Annotated in this window: 13 protein-coding genes; 10 read left to right on the top strand and 3 right to left on the bottom strand. The window is 65.9% G+C overall.

Features of this window, described 5'->3' with window-relative positions; all coding sequences use genetic code 11:
* Nucleotides 1–54: 54 nt before the first annotated feature.
* On the bottom strand, nt 55–1,632 hold the full coding sequence (locus AC2CQI_RS07785; RefSeq protein ID WP_484579790.1) for an ABC transporter substrate-binding protein: 1,578 nt from the start codon (nt 1,630–1,632) through the stop codon (nt 55–57).
* A 355-nt stretch (nt 1,633–1,987) separates the two neighbouring features.
* On the opposite strand from AC2CQI_RS07785, the gene AC2CQI_RS07780 reads away from it, so the two are divergent.
* The 10 genes from AC2CQI_RS07780 (at nt 1,988) to AC2CQI_RS07735 (ending at nt 13,644) form a co-directional block, all read left to right on the top strand.
* A complete protein-coding gene (locus tag AC2CQI_RS07780) occupies nt 1,988–3,715 on the top strand; it encodes a sensor histidine kinase (protein WP_484579789.1) in 1,728 nt (575 codons plus the stop codon).
* A gap of 7 nt (nt 3,716–3,722) precedes the next feature.
* Entirely contained in the window at nt 3,723–5,066 is a 1,344-nt protein-coding gene (locus AC2CQI_RS07775) for a sigma-54-dependent transcriptional regulator (protein ID WP_484579788.1), read from the top strand.
* 229 nt (nt 5,067–5,295) lie between these two features.
* A complete protein-coding gene (locus AC2CQI_RS07770; RefSeq protein ID WP_484579787.1) occupies nt 5,296–6,618 on the top strand; it encodes an ABC transporter substrate-binding protein in 1,323 nt (440 codons plus the stop codon).
* Between the two features lie 39 nt (nt 6,619–6,657).
* Nucleotides 6,658–7,980, top strand: a complete 1,323-nt coding sequence (locus AC2CQI_RS07765; RefSeq protein ID WP_484579786.1) for an ABC transporter substrate-binding protein — start codon at nt 6,658–6,660, stop codon at nt 7,978–7,980.
* Nucleotides 7,981–8,048: 68 nt separating this feature from the next.
* Nucleotides 8,049–8,948, top strand: coding sequence for a branched-chain amino acid ABC transporter permease (locus tag AC2CQI_RS07760; RefSeq protein WP_075801790.1), 900 nt, complete (start codon nt 8,049–8,051; stop codon nt 8,946–8,948).
* Nucleotides 8,948–9,907 (top strand): branched-chain amino acid ABC transporter permease, encoded by a 960-nt coding sequence (locus AC2CQI_RS07755; RefSeq protein WP_484579785.1) that lies wholly within the window; start codon nt 8,948–8,950, stop codon nt 9,905–9,907. Before AC2CQI_RS07760 ends, AC2CQI_RS07755 begins: the two co-directional genes overlap by 1 nt.
* Nucleotides 9,904–10,674, top strand: a complete 771-nt coding sequence (locus tag AC2CQI_RS07750) for an ABC transporter ATP-binding protein (protein WP_075801792.1) — start codon at nt 9,904–9,906, stop codon at nt 10,672–10,674. Before AC2CQI_RS07755 ends, AC2CQI_RS07750 begins: the two co-directional genes overlap by 4 nt.
* Nucleotides 10,671–11,318, top strand: a complete 648-nt coding sequence (locus tag AC2CQI_RS07745; RefSeq protein WP_484579784.1) for an ATP-binding cassette domain-containing protein — start codon at nt 10,671–10,673, stop codon at nt 11,316–11,318. Before AC2CQI_RS07750 ends, AC2CQI_RS07745 begins: the two co-directional genes overlap by 4 nt.
* Nucleotides 11,319–11,323: 5 nt before the next feature.
* A complete protein-coding gene (locus AC2CQI_RS07740; protein WP_484579783.1) occupies nt 11,324–12,478 on the top strand; it encodes an iron-containing alcohol dehydrogenase in 1,155 nt (384 codons plus the stop codon).
* Nucleotides 12,479–12,489: 11 nt separating this feature from the next.
* Nucleotides 12,490–13,644 (top strand): iron-containing alcohol dehydrogenase, encoded by a 1,155-nt coding sequence (locus AC2CQI_RS07735; RefSeq protein WP_484579782.1) that lies wholly within the window; start codon nt 12,490–12,492, stop codon nt 13,642–13,644.
* Between the two features lie 114 nt (nt 13,645–13,758).
* Here the strand turns inward: AC2CQI_RS07735 and ybiA are convergent, their stop codons facing one another.
* Complete coding sequence (ybiA, locus tag AC2CQI_RS07730; protein ID WP_075801796.1) at nt 13,759–14,202, bottom strand: riboflavin biosynthesis intermediates N-glycosidase; 444 nt, start codon at nt 14,200–14,202, stop codon at nt 13,759–13,761.
* A gap of 165 nt (nt 14,203–14,367) precedes the next feature.
* On the bottom strand, nt 14,368–16,479 hold the full coding sequence (locus tag AC2CQI_RS07725) for a TonB-dependent siderophore receptor (RefSeq protein WP_484579781.1): 2,112 nt from the start codon (nt 16,477–16,479) through the stop codon (nt 14,368–14,370).
* Nucleotides 16,480–16,851: the final 372 nt, after the last annotated feature.

Below are 16,851 nucleotides of genomic sequence, written 5' to 3'. Positions count from 1 at the left end.
CAGGGGTCGCGTAACCTGTGGGAGCTGGCTTGCCAGCGATAGGGTCCTCACACGCTATACATCTTCCTTGAGCCAGAGCTGATCAAACCGCCACGTCGGAAACAGCGTCCTCTCCGCCGCCGCCCCACCCACCCTGCGCGAAAACCCGTCCACCAGGTTCGCATAGCCCCACACCAGCATCCCCCCACGCTCGTACTGGATCCGCTGCGCCTCATGCACCAGCGGCTTGCGCTTCTCCACTTCCGGCTCGGCCAGCGCCTGCAGGAACAGCTCGGAAAACCGCGGATCGTCGAAGTGGGTCTTGTTCGCCACCGACACCGGTGCATCGGCATGCAGGGCACAGGTGAGGAAGGGCGCGCCGATGCTGCCGCCGGTGCTGAAGGTCCATTCGGTATGCTGCGGCCCGTTGAAGGTCGCCGCATCCACCTGGCGCACCTTGATCTGCACCCCGGCCTTGCGCGCCTGCTCGGCAAATACCAGGGCCGAGGACAGAGACACGCCTTCCTGCTCGGCGACCAGCTCCAGCTCCAGGTTCTCCTGACCCGCTTCGCGCAGCAGGGTCCGGGCCTTTTCCAGATCCTGGCGACGCGGCGGGATGCTCTGGTCGAAGGTCGGATCGTTGGGCGCATACAGGTCGTTGGCCGGTCGTCCTTGGCCATTGAGCACCCGCGCTACCAGCTCCTCGCGATCCGCCAGCAGGCGGAAGGCCTGGCGTACCCGGGGATCGTCGAACGGCGCCTTCTGCGTGTTCATGTCGAAGCCCAGCCAGTTGCCGGTCACCGAGGTCAGCACCTGCACCCGCGGATCGTTCTCGATCAGGCGCAGGTGCTCGGCGGCCAGGGCATTGGCCATGTCCAGTTGGCCGGCCTTGAGTGCGGCGAGGCGCGAGGTCTGGTCCTTGAAGCCGATGATTTCCAGCTCGTCGGCATAGGGCCGGCCGGACTTGTAGTAGTTCTCGAAGCGGGTGAACAGCGAGCGCTGCCCGGCCGAGAAGCTCTTGAACTTGTACGGCCCGGCGCCGACCGGATTGGTCACCGGGTGATAGTCCACCGGCACGATGCCGCCGAAATTCACCCAGGTTTCCGGCAGCGGCACGAAGCCCGCGCCGTCCTTGAAGCGCACGCGCAGGGTTCGCTCGTCGAGCTTCTGCAGGTTGTCACGGTCGATCCAGTGCAGCAGGGCGGCGTAGGGCGAGGCCAGTTGCGGGTCGGTCAGGCGGCGGATGGAGAACAGCAGGTCCTCGGAATCGATGGTCTTGCCGTGATGGAACTCCAGGTCCTTGTGCAGGCGCAGGGTCCAGACCTTGCCGTCCGGGCTGACCTCGGCCTCTTCAGCCAGGGCCAGGCGCGGCAGCATGTTCTCGTCCCACTCCCAGAGCTTGCTGTACAGGGCGAAGCCGCGAATGATGCCGCTGCCGACCGGCTTGTGGGCGTCGAGGTTGCCGGCCTGGTTACCGTCAAGGATGCCCAGGCGCAGGCGCCCGCCATGGCGCGGGCCCTGGTCGATGGCGGCGCTGCCGGGCTGGCTGTCGTCGCCGCAACCGGCAAGCAGGCTGCCGCCCAGGGCCAGGCCACCGAGGGCCAGGCTGTTGCCGAGGAAGCAGCGGCGGGTGAAGGGAGGGTGGGACGTCATGGCGCGGACCTGTGATTGCTGGGTTGGGGCAGGGCAGAGCAGGTTTCGCGCCAGATGGCTGGAGGGGCCGGAATTGCTGGGATTGGGGCCGGTGGGTGGTGGTGGGGGAGCAGTGGGGTGTTGCTGGGGCAGCAGGGGTTCAGCAGGTCGGGTTGTGTTGCTATCGCTGGCCCTATCGCTGGCAAGCCAGCTCCCACAGGGATGGCGTGCACCGCTAAACCTGTGGGAGCTGGCTTGCCAGCGATAGGGCCCTCAAGAACACCAGCAATCTCCATCCCCGACATTCCGCCAATGGACAACCCCATCCCCCGCTCCTTATCCTCCCGCCACTACATGAACAACAATTACAAAGCCCATGGATGTCGAATTCCCCGCCGCTGCGCTGTGGCGCCGGTTTGCCCGGCCGCGGCGCAGCCTGGTCGCACGCTATACCCTGCTGTCCACCCTGGTGATGAGCGTGGCGCTGATCGCTTTGGCCGTGCTCTACGAACAACTGGCCAAGGACCTGCTCAACCGCCTGACCGGCGAACGCCTCGATGCCCAGGCGCTGTCCACCGCCAACCGGGTGTCGTCCTTCCTCGATGAGCGCTTCTACCAGCTTTCGGCCCTGTCCAATCACCCGAACATGCCGGACTTCATCGCCGACCCTGGCCATTCCGTCGGCGATATCGACGCGTTGCTGAAGCTGGAAAGCGAACTGCCGTTCCTCTATGGCGTGCTGTTCTTCAACGACGACGAACGCCTGCTCAAGGTCCTGCCCGGCCCGGCGGCATCCGGCGCGCCGTACTGGAGCAACGAGGACTGGTCCCTGGCCGGGCTGCCGCGGCAGAAGGTCGGCGATATCGAGGTGATCGGCCCGGCCTTGCCCCAGGCCGGACGCTCCGGCTGGCTGCTGATCCGCAAGACCATCCGCAACGGCCGCACCGATCACCGGGTCAGCATCGGCCTGCACCTGCGCCTGGCCTCGCTCACTGAACTGCTGACCAGCGCCGGCCTGAGCGGGGTGGTGACGCCCTTGCTGCGGGTTCCCGGTGGCGCCTTCATCGATGCTACCGGGCGCCAGGTCGCGGCACCCGAGGACCTGCGCGAAGGCCCGGTGATCCTGCCCGGCTGGCAGGTGGTGTTCAGCGTGCAGCCGGACGCCATCCTCAAGCCGCTGGACGATGCGCGCTGGTGGCTGTACCTAGCCGCCGTCGGCTTCATTGCGTTCATCCTGGTGGTGTTCTTCACCCTGTCGCGGCAGTTGCGGGCGCGGGTCGGTACCCTGGTCGAGGGCGCCCACCAGCTGTCCATGGGCGACCTCGGCTACCGCCTGCCAGAGCAATCGAGCAACGACGAGATCGGCCGGGTGACCCGCGCCTTCAACGTCATGGCCGGGCGTCTGGCGGATGTCATGGAGCGCACCGTACGCTCGGAGAACCTCGCCGTGCTCGGCACCTTCGCCACTGGCGTAGCCCATGAAGTACGCAATCCCCTGGCGACCATGAAGACCACCGTCCAGGCCCTGCTGCGCCGCGAACCGGAAAGCGAGCGGCGCCTGCTGCTGAGTGACCTCGGCCAGGAGATCGACCGGCTGTCCCATGTCACCAGCGACCTGCTGGAGTACGGTCGCCCGCATCCGGCCAACCCGGACATCGTCGAGCTGCACGGCCTGTTCGAACGGGTGAAGCGGCAGATCGCCCCGGAAGCCGAAGCCCGTTCCATCCACTTCGACGCCAGCTGCGCCCCGGGCATCCGCCTGTTCGTCGACCCGGACCAGGCCCAGCAGATCCTGCTCAACCTGTGCCTGAACGCCGTGGAGGCCTGCACCCCCGGTAAGCGGGTCAGCCTCGGCGGACAGCGCACCGGCGAGCGCGTCCTGGTCAGTGTCAGCGACCAAGGCTGCGGTATCCCTGCCGACGCCCTGAAGCGCGTGCGCCAACCCTTCTTCACCCTTAAACCCCGGGGCACCGGCCTTGGGCTGAGCATTTGCCAGCAACTGCTGGAAGCCAATGCATCGCGAATGGAGATCGCGAGTACCGCCGGCAAGGGCACCGTGGTGACCCTGGACTTTCCCGCGCCTTGCCCGACCGATTTGAAGTGAGCCTGTGATGTCCGACTTTCATGTACTGATCATCGACGACGAAGAAGCGCTGGTGCGTTCCCTCAGCTACGCCCTGCGCGCCGAGGGTTTCAAGGTCGGCGCGGCCTACAGCGGCGAGGAAGGGCTCAAGGTCCTGGCCGACAACGCCACGCGCTGCGATATCGTCCTGCTCGACCTCGGCCTGCCGGGCATGGACGGCATCGCCACCCTTGACGGCTTGCGCAAGCTGCGCCCGCACCTGCCGGTGATCATGATCTCCGCCCATGGCGACACCCGCGCCGCGGTGCAGGCGGTGAAGGGCGGCGCCACCGATTACCTGACCAAGCCGTTCGAGCTGGACGACCTGCTGGCGACCATCGAAACCACCCTGGCCGTACCCGACGCCGTCAGCGATGATCCAGCCCCCGGCAACCTGCTCGGCCACAGCCCGGCCATGCGCGGCCTGCACGCGGCGGTGCTGCGGGTGGCACGCAGTTCGGCGACGCGCATCCTGTTGCTCGGCGAGTCCGGCACCGGCAAGACCCTGGTCGCCCAGGCCCTGCACGACGCCAGCAACCGCGCCGGCCAGCCCTTCGTCGAGGTCAACTGCGCGGCGCTGCCGGAACAGTTGATCGAGGCCGAACTGTTCGGCTCGGAAAAGGGTTCCTACACCGGTGCGCACCAGAAGCGCGTCGGCCTGGTGACCCAGGCCAGCAACGGCACGCTGTTCCTCGACGAGATCGGCGAGCTGCCCCTGGCATTGCAGGCCAAGCTCCTGCACTTCCTGGAGAACGGCAGCTACCGTGCGGTGGGCGCAAGCCAGGCGAGCAGCGCCGATGTGCGGGTGGTGGCGGCGACCAACCGCGACCTGGCCGAGGACGTGCGCCAGGGCCGTTTCCGCGAGGACCTGTTCTACCGCCTCAACGTCATCACCATCGATATCCCGGCCCTGCGCGAGCGCGGCGAGGACATCCTCCTGCTGGCCCGGCATTTCGCCGAGCGCCAGGCCCGGGAAGAGCAGGGTGCGGCGATCAGCTTCCAGGCCGACGCCGAGGCGGCCCTGCTGCGCCATCGCTGGCCGGGCAATGTCCGCGAACTGAAGAACATGATCGAGCGCCTGACCATCCTCATGCCCGGCCAGGCCATCGCAGCGGCGCAGTTGCCGGGGCCGATGCAGGCTGCCGAGCCAGTGGGCGCCAACCGCTCGCCGATCGAAGACCAGCTGGAGCGCGCCGAACGCGAACTGGTCTTCGATGCCCTGGCCCGCAGTGCCGGACACAAGGGCATGGCCGCCGATCTCCTCGGCATCTCCCGCCACGCCCTGAAGCGCCGCTTGCAACGCCTGGGCGTCGAGCGCGGTGATGAGCGCTAACCGCTCAAGCGCTCGCCCGCGCTGAGCGGCTACCGCTCAACGTTCCCCGCTCAACGCCGTGGCACACCGCGCCACGGCACCTCGATTTCGTCACAAGTAGCCGCGCAAAGCCTTGTTCCAGAGCGCTTTCGCGGTTTCTTATGGAGCATCGTGCAGAGGCTGGCACAGCCTTTGCGATAACCCTTCCGCTAACCACAAGAGGCGTCCACGAACGCCCCAAGGTATTTTCATGCAAGCGTCGTTTTCCCGACTGCCATCCGTTATCGCCCTGAGCGGCCTGCTCCTGGGCTTCGCCTGCACGGCCCATGCCGGGCGGGTCGAGCTGGGCGCTGCCGCCCCGCAGGCCGACCTGACCCTCGGCTGCCTGTACCCGATGACCGAGCGCGCCGCGATCTACGGCCAGGACAGCATCGCCGGCATCCAGGTGGCCCTGAGCGAACTGCAAAGCCAGCGCGAAGCCGGCGAGCAGGTGCCGCGGATGCGCGTGATCATCGACGACGACCAGTCCAAGGCTTCCTATGGCACCGGCCTGGCCCGGGCCTTCATCCGCAAGGACGGGGTGCAGGTGCTGTGCGGCATGGTCTCTTCGGGTGTGGCGATCGCCGTGAGCCAACTGGCCCGGGAAGAGAAGGTGCTGATGATCGGCACCGACCACGCCTCGTCGCGCATGAGCCTGGAAAACGGCCATCGCTATTACTTCCGGGTGACCAACGACACCTGGACCTCCATGGCCGCTGGCGCCCGCTACCTCAAGGACCTGCAAGCCAGGACCGGCTGGAAACGCCTGGCCTTCATCGGCCCCGACTACGAGTACGGCCATGTTTCCCGCGATGACCTGCATGAAGCGCTGCGCCAGCAGGGCGTCAAGTTCGACGACGTCACCGAGCTGTGGCCGCGCCTGTACGAGCCGGACTACTCCGCCTATATCGCCGCGCTGGAACAGGCCCGGCCCGACATCATCGTCTCGGCCCTGTGGGGCGGCGATTTCCATGCCTTCGTCAAGCAGGCGGCCGGGACCCGGTTGTTCGAAAGCTCGCGCCTGGCCAACTTCGATACCGGCGGAAACTACGACTTCCTCGCCTCCCTGGGCGACAAGGCACCCCCGGGTCTGATCCTCTCCGCCCGGCACCACAACAACTTCCCGGATACGCCGCGCAACCGCGCCTTCGTCGAGCGCTTTCACACCCTGACCGGGCGCTTCCCGACCTACGCCGCGCAAGGCGCCTATACCGGGGTGATGGTCCTGGCCAAGGCCAGCCAGAAGGCCGGTGGCGCCACCGATACCGAATCCCTGATCCGCGCCCTCGAAGGGCTGGAGATCGCCTTGCCGGAAGACCCGCCGGGCTTCGTCTCGCGCATCGACCCGCTGACCCACCAGATCCAGCAGACCCAGGCCGTCGGCACCCCGGTGCCCAACCACGACTACCCGCCGGCCCAACTGATGCTCGGCAACTGGCAGCTGTATTCCGCCGAGGAGCTGCAACCCGATCCCGCCACACGCGCCCGCCGTTTGGCCCAACAGATCCGTAATCCCGAGGGGCATGCCCCTTAGCCCGGCTCTTAGCCAGTAAATCCCCGCAATGGAAACGCCATGAATAACTACAAGAAACGCCTCCAGCAACACTGCAAGACCCTGCCATTGGCCCTGGCCATTGCCGCCGCCGGCTTCAATGGCGCGGCGGTTGCCGCCGAAAACGGCAAGTTCCGTATCGGCGTGGTGACCTTCCTCTCCGGCCCGGCGGCCGGTCCGTTCGGCGAGCCGTCGGCCAATGCCGCCAAGGTGCTGGTGGAAGGCCTCAACCAGGGCAAGCTGCCCGCGCCCTACGACAAGCTCGGCATCAACGGCGCCGAAATCGAGATGGTGATCATCGACGAGGCCGGCGGTGCGGCGAAGCAGGTCGAGGAATTCCGCAACCTGGTGCAGCGCCAGAAGGTCGATGCCGTGGTCGGCTACATCTCGTCCGGCGACTGCCTGGCGATCGCCCCGGTGGCCGAAGAACTGGGCGCCATGACCGTGTTCTACGACTGCGGTACCTCGCAGCTGTTCAGCGAAGACAAGACCCCGCAATACGTGTTCCGCACCAGCCTCGACGCCGCCGTGGACAATATCGGCGCCGCCCGCTACCTGGCCAAGACCCGTCCGGACGCCGTGCGCGTCGGCGGCATCCAGCAGAACTACGCATGGGGCCAGGACAGCTGGAACGACTTCACCCTGTCCATGGCCCAGGTCATGCCCAAGAGCCAGGTGGTCGAGTCGCAGATGCCCAAGGTCTTCCAGGGCCAGTACGGCGCGGAAATCTCGGCGCTGTCGGTGAAGCGTCCGGACATCATCCATTCCAGCTTCTGGGGCGGCGACATGGAGGCCCTGGTATTGCAGGCCAACTCCCGCGGCCTGCTGGAAGACGCCACCGCCGTGCTGACCTGCGGCGAGTCGGCCCTGGAGCGCTACAAGGACCAGGCCCCCAACGGCATGATCATCGGCGGTCGCGGCCCGTTCGGTGCCTTTGCCCCGGATAACGCCCTGAACAACTGGTTCACCACGCAGTACAAGGCCGCCTACAAATCCTCGCCGACCTACCCGGCAAGCAAGATGGCCCAGGCCATCCTCGGCCTGAAGTTCGCCGCCGAGAACGCCGGCAGCGAAGCCGGCAAGATCCCGGCCCCGCTGGACATGGCCAAGGCCATGAAGGGCGCGACCTTCGAATCGGTGTCCGGCACCGTGCAGATGGCCCGCGCCGGCGGTCACCAGGCAATGCAGGGCATCGCCTATGGCGAGTACCACTACGACGCCGCCAGCAAAAAGGGCAGCGTGCAGAACGTCATCGCCTTCGCTGGCGAATGCGTGACCCCGCCGGACGGCACCAGCGCCCACGACTGGATCAAGGCCGGCTTCCCCGGCGCGCAGTGCAACTGATCGCAGTGCACACAGCTGACTGATGGTGGCGGCCGGTCCCGGCCGCCACACTAGCCTGGTACGAATTTATGCTGAGTCTTTATGCGGTGCTGATCGACGGCGCCATCTATGCCTCGTGGCTGTTCCTGGTCGCGGCGGGGCTCACCGTCATCTACGGTGTCATGCGCATTCTCAACATGGCCCATGGCAGCTTCTATGCCATTGGTGCCTATGCCGCCGCCTCGCTGGTGGGCTGGTATTTCAACAACGGCATCGGCCCGGTCTGGGTCGGCTACCTGATGATGCTCGGCTGCGCCCTGGCCGCCGGCCTGATCGTCGGCCTGCTGATCGAGCGCGGCCTGCTCCGGTTCATGTACGGCCGCGACGAGGTGCTGATGGTGATCATCACCTACGCGCTGCTGCTGATCCTCGAAGACGCCATGAAGATGATCTGGGGCGTCAACCCGTACTTCGCCTACCAGCCCTACGCGGAAATGGGCCGCAGCGTGCTGGCCGGGCTCAAGGTGTCGAACTACGACCTGATGCTGGTCGGCGTGTCGCTGGTGCTCGGCCTGTCGCTGTGGCTGTGGCTGGAGCGCACCCACCAGGGCAAGGTCCTGCGGGCGGTGATCCATGACCGTGAAGTGGCCCAGGCCATGGGCGTCAACGTGCGCCGGGTGTTCACCCTGGTATTCGTCCTCGGCACGGTGCTCGGCACCCTGGCCGGCGCGCTCACCGCTCCGGCGATCTCGGTGGCGCCGGGCATTGGCGTGGAGATCATCGTCCTGGCCTTCGCCGTGGTGGTGATCGGCGGCATGGGCAGCATCGAGGGCGCCGCCCTGGGCGCCTTGCTGGTCGGCCTGAGTCGTGCGGCGGCGGTGCACTACGCACCGCAATTCGAACTGTTCGTGATCTACGGCGTGATGGCGCTGGTCCTGGCGGTGCGTCCGCAGGGCCTGTTCGGTCGCGTGCTGGCGAGGAAAATCTGATGCGTCTCGATCGAACCGAAATGATTCTCCTGGGCGTGGCCGTGCTGCTCGCCCTCGGCGGCGTGATCGCCCCGCAATGGCTGGTGTTCCTGCTGACCATGGCGCTGGCCAAGTCCATGGTGGTGCAGGGCGTGGTGATGCAGATGCGCGCCGGCCTGGTGACCTTCGGCCAGGGCCTGTACTTCTGCATCGGTGGTTATGCCGTGGGCATGAGCGGGCACTTTCTCGATATCAGCGACCTGCCGACCCTGCTGCTGATCGGCGTTGCCGCCGCCGTCGCGTTGGCCATGCTGCTGGGCCTGCTGATGACCCGCTACCGCGAGATCTTCTTCGCCATGCTGTCGCTGGCGTTCTCCATGATCCTCTACGGCATGCTGGTGAAAAGCCCGGCCCTGGGCAGCACCGACGGCTTCAACGTCAAGGCCTGGACCCTGTTCGGCTGGAGCCCGGCGCAAGGGCAGGCGCCGCTGGCGCTGTTCGTGATCATCGTCGCCGTCAGCGCGGTGCTCGCCGTGCTCCTGCACCGCTACGGGCGCAGCAGCGCAGGGGCCATGTGCGAGGCGATTCGCGAGAACGAAGTGCGGGTCGAGTACCTCGGCCAGTCGCCGCGCTGGGTGCTGTACATGAACTATGTCGCCGCGGCCGGCGTCTCGGCCCTGGGTGGCGGCTTCATGGCCCTGTCCGCCGGGCATATCGACCCGGAAATGGCCTACTGGATCACCTCCGGCGAGTTCGTCTTCATCGCCTTGCTCGGCGGCACCGCCCATGTGGCGGCGCCGATCATCGCCGCGATCCTCTTCGCCGTGGTGCGTACCTATGCCATCGAGCTGGTGCCCCATAGCTGGCAGATGATCCTCGGCATCACCCTGTTGGCAATCATCGTGTTCCTGCCCAAGGGGCTGTGGAGCCTGTTCAGTGGCCAGGCCCGCCGGGCCAAAGCCGTGGAGGCCAAGGCATGAGCTGCATTCTGGAAACCCGTGGACTGTACAAGGAATTCGGCGCGGTCACCGCCGCCAAGGACGTCAACGTGCGCATCGCCAAGGGCGAAGTGGTCGGGGTGATCGGCTCCAACGGCGCCGGCAAGACCACCTTCATCAACATGGTCACCGGCTACCTCAAGCCGAGCCGTGGCGAGATCCTGTTCAACCAGCAATCGATCATCGGCCGCACGCCGCGGGCGATTACCCGCGCCGGCATGGCCCGTTCGTTCCAGGTTGCCCAGCTGTTCCCGGAACTGACCGTGCTGGACAACCTGCTGATTGCCCTGGCCGCCGCCGAATCGCCGTTCCCGTCGCTGCTGCGGCCGCTGCGCAGCGATGCGCGGATTGCCCGTGCCGAGGCGATCCTCAGCGAGTTCAGCATCCTCAACTGGCGCGACAGCAAGGTCACCGCCGTGCCCCAGGGCGTGCGCAAGCTGATCGATATCGCCATGGCCCTGATCGGCGATCCGCAGATGCTCTTGCTGGACGAGCCCACCAGTGGCGTCAGCGCCGAAGAGAAGACCCAGTTGATGGACACCGTCATGCAGGTGGTGTCGCGGCATCAGGTCACGGTGCTGTTCGTCGAACACGATATGGACGTGGTGCGCCGCTATGTGTCGCGCATCCTCGCCTTCTACAGCGGTGAAGTGCTGGCCGACGGTCCGCCCGAGGAGGTCCTGGCCAATGCCCGGGTCCAGGAGCTGGTCACCGGCGGCCACAAGGCGCACAAGGGAGCACACGCATGAGCCTGGAAATCCGCAACCTCAATGTGTCCATCGAGTCGGTGCCGATCCTGCACAACGTCTCGCTGAATGTCGGTGCCGGGCAGATGGTCGGCCTGATCGGCCACAACGGCGCCGGCAAGACCACCCTGATCCGCACCCTGATGGGCCTGCTCGAGGCCGAATCCGGCTCGATCAGGTTCAACGACAGCGACCTGCGTGCCCAGCCCGGCCATCAGCGCGCGGCGGCGGGGATCAGCTACCTGCCCGAAGACCGCCGGCTGATCCCGGCGCTGACCGTGGAGGAGAACATCCTCCTGCCGGTCTGGGCCAACAAGCTGCCGGGCAGTGCCGAGCGCCTGGAATGGGTCTACAGCCTGATCCCGGAAATCGCCCAGTTCCGCGAGCGCCGCGCCATGCAGCTGTCCGGCGGGCAGCAGAAGCTGGTGGCCCTGGCCCGGGCGCTGATGCCCGCGCAGCGTCTGCTGATCCTCGATGAACCCTTCGAAGGCGTGGCCCCGGTGCTGTCCCGGCGCCTCACCGAAGTGATTGCCAAGCTCGGCGATGCAGGCCTGTGCGTGCTGATCTCCGAATCCGATGACACCCATTCCGCTGACCTGGTCGATGCCGTCTACCGCATCGAGCGCGGCAGCGTGCGAGCAGGATGAACGCCATGTCGACCTTTACCTTTGAAACCACCCCACGGGTGATCTGCGAAGTGGACGGCGCCCTGCGCCTGGGCACCCTGTGCCGCGAACTGGGGGCCGAGCGGGTGCTGCTGGTCAGCGACCCGGGCCTGCAGAAAGCCGGCTTGCTGGAGGCGCCGATGCAGGCGCTGCGCGAGGCTGGCGTCGAGGTCAGCCTGTACAGCGATGTACAGGCCGATCCGCCCGAGGCGTCGGTGCTCGATGCCGTGAAGGCTGGGCGTGACTGTGGCGCCCAGGCGGTGATCGGCCTGGGTGGCGGCAGCTCGCTGGACACCGCCAAGCTGGTGGCCTTGCTCTGCGGTCGTGAGCAGAAGCTGGAGGACATCTACGGTATCAACCTGGCCCAGGGCCCGCGCCTGCCGCTGATCCAGGTGCCGACCACGGCCGGGACCGGTTCGGAGGTCACGGCGGTGGCTATCGTCACCACCCCGAGCCATGAGAAGAAGGGCGTGGTCAGCCCGCTGCTGTACCCGGATATCGCCCTGCTCGATGCGCGCCTGACCGTCGGCCTGCCGGCGGCGGTCAGTGCCATGACCGGTGTCGATGCCATGGTCCACGCCATCGAGGCCTACACCAGCCTGCACAAGAAGAACGTGCTGTCCGATGGCCTGGCCCAGCAGGCGCTGCGCCTGCTGGCGGGCAACCTGGATCGGGTGCTGGCCGAGCCGGGCGACCTCAAGGCCCGCTCCGACATGCTGCTGGGCTCGATGCTGGCCGGCATGGCCTTCGCCAACGCCCCGGTGGCGGCGGTGCATGCGCTGGCCTATCCGCTGGGCGGGCACTTCCATGTGCCCCATGGCTTGAGCAATGCGCTGGTGCTGGTGCCGGTGCTGAACTTCAACCGCAGCGCAGCCGAGGGGTTGTATGCCGAGCTGGCACCGAGCGTCTTGCCGGGGCAGCGCTTCGATTCGCCGGCGGCGGCTTGCGAGGCCTTTATCGGGTTCATGACCGCCTTGGTCGAGCGCATGCCGTTCGCCCAGCGCCTGGCTGAAGTCGGCGTCACAGAAGCGGACCTCGACCGCCTCAGCGACGACGCGATGAAGGTCCAGCGCCTGCTGATCAACAACCCGCGCCCGGTCACCCGCGACGATGCGCGGGCCATCTACGCCTCGGTCTTGTGAGGGCCTGTGCGATGAATCATGAATTCAGAAGCGTGCCGCGCATCGTCTGTGCGGCGGGGAGCCTGGGCAGCATCGGCGAAGTGTTCGCCGGGCTCGGGGCAGGGCGGGTGTTGCTGGTCTGCGACCCGGGCATCGTCAAGCTGGGCTTTGCCGCTACGGCGGTGACTGCGCTGGAGGCAGCGGGTCTTGACGTGGCGGTGTTCGACCAGGTAGTGGCGGATCCGCCGGCCGCCGTGGTCCGCCAGGCCGTCGCCCAGGGGCGGGCTTTCGACGCCGATGGCGTGCTCGGCCTGGGTGGCGGCAGTTCGCTGGATGCGGCCAAGCTGGTGGCCTTGCTGATCAACAGCGAGCAGCCGCTGGAAGACCTGTACGGCACCGACAGGGCCCGAGGCCGGCGCCTGCCGCTGGTGTTGATGCCGACCACGGCGGGGACCGGCTCGGAGGTGACCTGGGTCTCGGTGATCACCGACGAGCAGCAGCGCAAGCAGGCGGTGTACTCGGCGCAACTGATGCCGGACGTGGCGGTGCTCGATCCCGAACTGACCCTCGGCCTGCCGGCGCAGGTCACGGCGGCGACCGGGCTGGATGCCATGGTACATGCCATCGAGGCGTACACCAGCCGCACCCGCAAGAACCCGATTTCCGATGGCCTGGCCACCACGGCCCTGGGGCTGCTGGGCGGCAACCTGCGCAAGGTGCTGGCGGACGGTCGCGACGTGGCGGCGCGGGAGGCCATGCTGCAAGGCTCGCTGATGGCCGGGATGGCCTTCGTCAACGCCTCGGTGGCGGCGATCCATGGGCTGGCGTATCCGCTGGGGGCGCGGTTCCATATCCCCCATGGGCATGCCAATGCGCTGGTCATGGCACCGATGATCCGCTTCAACCTGGAAGCGGCGCAGGGGTTGTATGCGGAGCTGGCGGGGTATCTGTTGCCGGGGGAGGTGTTTGCTGACGAGGCGGCTGCGGCCGAAGCCTTTGTCCAGGCTATCGAAGGGCTGGTCAGGGATAGCGGGCTGGAGACCCGTCTGTCGAAGCTTGGGGTGGATGAAGCGGCGATCCCGGGCATGGCCGCGGATGTGGTCGGCGGGTTGAAGCGGCTGCTCGACAGCAATCCGCGGGATATGGATGTGCGGGAGGTTGAGGCGATTTATCGCGGGATTTACTAACCCCTTTCCAGGATCACCGCAAACCCTGTGGGAGCTGGCTTGCCAGCGATGACGATGGTGAATTCACTACCGCTATCGCTGGCAAGCCAGCTCCCACAGGGTCCGTGTCGCTTGTTATTGCTCTGTTTTCTTCAGTTCAGCACGAACCTGCTCCAGCAACTTGCCCAGCATGTTCTTGCCAGTTCCATCCCCACCATCTGCCCAGTACCGGTCGTTTTTGGTGTGCTCCACCAGCTCCGCATCCCCGGTCCCCAGCAGCGTCTCGCGCAGCTCGGCATGCTGGCTGAACTTGGCCCGCAGGGCGTCGAGCATCACCTGGTCGCGCACCTGGTCCCAGTCGCTGCGGAACGAGCGATGCCGCTCGCGGCCCATCTGTGCGGCGAGGAAGGGCGTCTTCGCTTCACGCACGGCATCGATATCCACCTGCTCGGTGAACTTGCAGGCCTGGAAGTAGTGTTCCGAGGTCGGCCAGACGCTGCCGTCGAGGGTGATCGCATGGCGGGAGAAATTCGAGAAGCAGCCGTAGGGCTTGTCGGTCTCGTAGAAGAGGATCTGCATGTCGGTCCTTGAGCGGTAGTGCGGTAGCGGATGATACCGCAGCTCTCAAGAACACTGCATGACCCTGTGGGAGCTGGCTTGCCAGCGATTACTGAGGTGAATTCACCATAGCTATCGCTGGCAAGCCAGCTCCCACAGGGTTAGGTGTCAAGCTTCAGTTCAGCGTCAGAAGGTGTACGCCACCCCGGCCTGCACCGTGCGCGGCGCGCCCGGATAGGCATAGGTGTTGAACGCCCCTTCGTCATACCCCTTGTTGAATACGTTCTTCACGTCCAGATTCAGCCGCACGTGCTCGTTGACCTTGTAGAAGCTCAGCAGGTCGACGACGCTGTAGCGCTCCATGGTGTAGGTCACCGCTTCGGTCTGGCCGTTGCGGTCATCGACGTATTTCACCCCGACACCCAGCCCCAGGCCCTTGGCGAAGCCATCCTGGAATTCATAGGTGTTGAGCAGGCTGAAGCTGTTGCGCGGGATGTTGGCCAGGCGCGTGCCGGTGGGCAGGCGGTTATCCTTGGTCACTTCGGCGTCGACATAGGCATAGCCACCGATTACTCGCCACTCAGGGGTGATGTTGCCGGCAACGTTGATATCCAGGCCGCGACTGCGCACCTCGCCAGCGGCGATGCTGTAGTTCGGGTCCACCGGGTCGCGGGTCAGGACGTTTTCCTTGACGATGTGGTAGATCGCCGCGTCCACCGCCAGCTGACGCTCCAGCGCTTCCCACTTCACGCCCAGCTCATAGGATTTGCCTTTTTCCGGCTCGAAACCGGCACCGTCACGGCTGGCACCGCTGTTGGGCTTGAAGGAGCGGGCGGTGTTGGCGTAGACGGCCACGGTGTCGGTCAGGTCATAGAGCAGGCCGAAGCGCGGGGTTACCGCATTGTGCGACGCGTCCCAGTCGGTGCTGCCCGGCAGCAGGTTGTCGTACTCGTGCTCGAAGCGCTCCACGCGCAAGCCGGCCAAGGCCTTGAGGCGCTCCGTCAAGGCCACCTGGTCCTGGATGAAGAAGGCCCAGGTCTTGAGGTTTTCCTGGTCATGGGTGGTGGTGCGGGTCAGGGCGGGACGTGGCTGGCCGAGGACCGGGTTGTAGATGTCGATCGGGTAGGTGCCGTTGGCGGCCGAAGAACGCATGATGATCGAGTTGTAGTCGTAGTCTTCGTATTCCACGCCGGTCAGCAGCGTGTGGCTGAAGGCACCGGTATCGAAGTGGCCGGTGAGGTTCAACTGATAGTCACGGTCGGTCCATTCCAGCCGGCGCCAGTTGAAGTTGCGCTGCAGGGTACGACCGTCCGCCGGGGCGCCGTTGGCCTCCACCGCATTGCCGTCCAGCGAGCCGTCGAGGTACTGGAAACCACCGCCCAGGGTCCAGTTGTCATTGAGCATATGCTCGAAGCGCACCTGGGCCATGTCGTTGTCGTTGTGCAGCAGGTTGTCGCTGCCTTTCTCCCAGATATTGGTGTCCCGTGAGGCGCTGCCTTTCTGCGTGGTGTAGCGGGTCAGGCCGCGGTCCAGCGGGTGGTTGTTGCGCATGAAATCGCCTTCGAACACGATCTTCGTCGCATCGTTGACCTGCCAGCTGAGCACCGGCGCCACTTCGTAGCGCTCGCTTTCCACGTCGTCACGGAAGCTCTCGCCACCTTCGCCGAGCAGGTTCAAACGGTACGCCAGGCTGCCGTCCTGGTTCAGCGGGCCGCTGGCATCGAGGGTGCCGCGGTGCATGCCCTGGTCATCGAACTGGCTGCCGACGGTGACTTTCGATTCCGGCAGCGGCTGCTTGGTCACCACGTTGAAGGTACCGCCGGGATCGCCACGGCCATACAGGCTGGTGGCCGGACCGCGGATCACTTCCAGGCGCTCGACGCTGGCCGCGTCCGGGGCATTGGGGTAGCCGCGGTTCATCGGGAAACCGTTGCGGTAGTACTCGCCGGTGGTGAAGCCGCGCACAGTCACGGTGGTCAGGCCCTGGCCGCCGAAGTTGTTGGCCCGGCCAACGCCGCCGGCATAGTCCAGAGCATCCTGCAGGCAGGTCGAGCCGGTATCTTCCAGCACCGCCTTGGGCACTACGCTGACCGATTGCGGCGTCTCGTGCAGGGCGGTGTCGGTGCGCGTCGCGCTGGCGGAACGGGTTGCCTTGTAGCCCTGCACCGGGCCATCGGCACGCTCGTAGTCGGCACTGTCGTTGATGTTCACGGCTTCCAGCTGGAGGCTCGGTTCGGCCGCAAGGGCCAGGGCAGGGACGGCGTGGAGCAGGCAGAGCGAGACGATGGTACGGCGCATCGGCGTAGGAATCCTGACGGAATTTGTAGGACAAGGGAAAAATGCGCGCGGATAGTATCTGCGACTACTTCTTGTTTGCAATCACTTTATCAGTTGATGGTATGCCAGAAATCTTGATGAATCGGACAGGAAAACCCCCGGAACAGAGGGCTTTTGCCCTAAGCACCAAACTGGTGAGTTCTGTATTGGTTTTGCACTAAAAGAAATTTAATTTCCTGAGGGGAATTGACTAGCCGGGCGCTGCTACTGATTTTTTCCTACAACAAACACCCATGTTTTCAAGCGATTGCGACAAGTTCGCGGTGATTTTCCGAACTTGGCAAGGCGCTTGCGTTGCCTCCCTGGCTATCACACAGCTGCGGTGCGCCGCAG

This window comes from Pseudomonas sp. P2S-1, from assembly GCF_057197725.1.
Note: the sequence above shows the minus strand (reverse complement) of the source record. Positions and strands in the feature narration are given on the sequence as shown.